2 protein-coding genes are annotated in these 2,421 nt (G+C 55.5%); one reads left to right on the top strand and one right to left on the bottom strand.

The genetic code is table 11. From position 1 onward, the window contains the following. A partial coding sequence (locus H6F43_RS21430; protein WP_199290518.1) for an HlyD family efflux transporter periplasmic adaptor subunit occupies positions 1-1,368 on the top strand: 1,368 nt, incomplete at its 5' end. 66 nt (positions 1,369-1,434) lie between these two features. Here the strand turns inward: H6F43_RS21430 and H6F43_RS21425 are convergent. Next, the coding region (locus H6F43_RS21425; RefSeq protein WP_277879999.1) for an amylo-alpha-1,6-glucosidase at positions 1,435-2,421 on the bottom strand (987 nt) is incomplete at its 5' end.

Here is a 2,421-nt window from a genome sequence, read left to right as displayed (position 1 = left end):
ATTGCCGGAGTCACAACCTTTAGCGTGCTGTGGGCGTGCTTTGCCAAACTAGATGAGGCAGTTTCGGCAGCGGGCCAATTAGAGCCGCAGGGATCGGTTAAGGAAATTCAGGTGCCACTGAATGGCGTTGTCAAAGAAGTCTTTGTGAAAGACGGACAGCGGGTAAAGCAGGGCGAAGTACTGCTAACGCTGGATCGCACAGCAGCAGATTCGCAACTAACCTCGCTCAAGAAGATCCGATCGGCGCTGGTGGCAGAAAATCGGTTTTACCAATCGGAAACGGGCGATGTCGGAAGTAGCGAATTGGGGGCGGCGTTTAAGCCTGCACCAGAATTGGCAGCGCTGACCAAGAGCCGATCGGCACTGGCAGCGGAAAACGCACTGTACCGGGCGCAACTGTCCGGTTCAGTGGATACGCCTCTTAGCCCGGAGCAGCGCTTGCGGTTGCAGTCCAGTTTGGCAGAGCAAACGTCGCGGGAACAGGCGGCGGAACTCGATGTGGGACAGTCGGAGCGACAGCTTGCCCAAGCCCGATCGCAGCTAGTGAATGCCAAAGCCGTTTTTAAGGTGAATCAGGGGATTTTTGCCAAGCTAGAAACTGTTTACAAGGAAGGCAGTATTCCCGAAGTGCAATACCTACGGCAGCAACAAGAAGTGCTAAATAGCCAAGCACGAGTGGAGCAGCTAACCGAAGAGGCAAAGCGCCTGACGCTCGCGATCGCGCAGTCGCGCCAGAAATTGCAGAACACGATCGCGCTGTCCTCTCAAGACTTGCTAGCAAAAATTGCTGACAACGAAAAGAAAATTGCCGAAATTGACAGCCAGCTAAAAAAGGCGATCGTCGAGAACGAAAAGAAAATTGCCGAAATTGACAGCCAGATTAGCCAAAGTCAAGTAACGCTGCAATATCAGGAGCTTCGCGCACCCGTAGATGGCATTGTGTTTGACTTAAAAGCAGGCAGTCCGGGCTTTGTAGCAACCTCAACCGAACCGGTGCTGAAAGTTGTGCCCGATGACGCGCTGCTGGTAGAAGTGTTTATCCCCAACAAGGACATCGGCTTTGTTAAAGAGGGAATGCCCGTAGATATCCGCATCGACTCGTTTCCGTTTAGCGAGTTTGGTGATATCAAGGGGCAGGTGGTCACGATCGGCTCCGACGCCCTGCCTCCCACCCAGATTCGCCAATTCTACAGCTTTCCCGCCAAAATCCGCCTCGATCGCCAGTTCCTCACGGTTCGCGATCGTCAAGTGCCGCTGCAATCGGGCATGTCGGTCAGCGTCAACATCAAGGTGCGCGATCGCACGATCATTAACATCTTCACGGACGGCTTTATGCAGCAGGTCGATAGCTTCAAGTCTGTGCGGTAACGTCTGTGTAATGGCGATGGTGTCGATCGTAAGGTATCGATCGCATCGTGTCGATCGTGCGGTCGCTTACGGTCGCTTAGACGGATTAAGATGCCAACAGCGCAGCAGTTCGGCAATGGCGATCGCCGAAGCCACGCACCCCTGTGGCTGGTGGGGGTCATCCCCATCAAATAGCTCAGAAATGGCGTTGAGGCAGACGTGTTCCTCAAAGTGAGTCAGGAGCGGCTGCAAATCGATCGGCGGGTTGTCTTCAGCGTGCGTGCGTACCCATGCCCGCAGAAATGGGCCCAGCAGCCAGCTCCAAACGGTACCTTGATGAGCAGCCAGATCTCGCTGGTATGGATTTCCCTTGCAGCGACCGATGTAAGCCGAGTCAGCCGGGTCAAGACTCCTTAACCCGTAGGGTGTCAGCAGACGATCGCTCGCTACCTGCAACACCGAAGCGGCGATCTCTGGCGAAAAGGCGCAGTGATGCAGCGACAGCGCCAGAACCGCATTCGGGCGGATTGTCCCGTCCAAGCGATCGTCGGGTTTGATGCGATCGAACAGGTATCCCCGCTTCGGGTTCCAGAACCGTTGCAGCGAAGCACGAACCTGTGCTGCCTGCTGCTGGTAGCGGTTCGCCTGATTTTGCAAGCGCTCAACGCTATACGGAGACGGCAGCTGCGCTAGTTTCAATGCCCAGTCACTCGCCCAACTTAGCGCCGAATACCACAGGGCATTGACTTCGATCGGCTTGCCATTGCGCGGCGTTACGGGCTTGCCGTCGATCGTGGTGTTCATCCAGGTCAAGGCAACACTGTCGTCGTCCCAGGTAATTAACCCGTCTGAGGCGTCGATCCGAATCGCGTGCAGCGTCCCAGCGATAAACGCCTTGTAGATCTGCTTAACAACGGCATACTGCTCTATCAGAAAATCCCAGTCTTGCGTTGCCTCCACGTACAGCCCCAGCATCTCAATCCACCAGAGAGAACAATCGATGCTTTGAAACACCGGATCGTCGCCGCTGTCGGGAACCACGTTGGGCATGAGTCCCTGACAGCACAGCCGCCC

Source organism: Leptolyngbya sp. FACHB-36 (assembly GCF_014695955.1).
Classification (GTDB): Bacteria; Cyanobacteriota; Cyanobacteriia; order Leptolyngbyales; family Leptolyngbyaceae; genus FACHB-36.
Note: the sequence above shows the minus strand (reverse complement) of the source record. Positions and strands in the feature narration are given on the sequence as shown.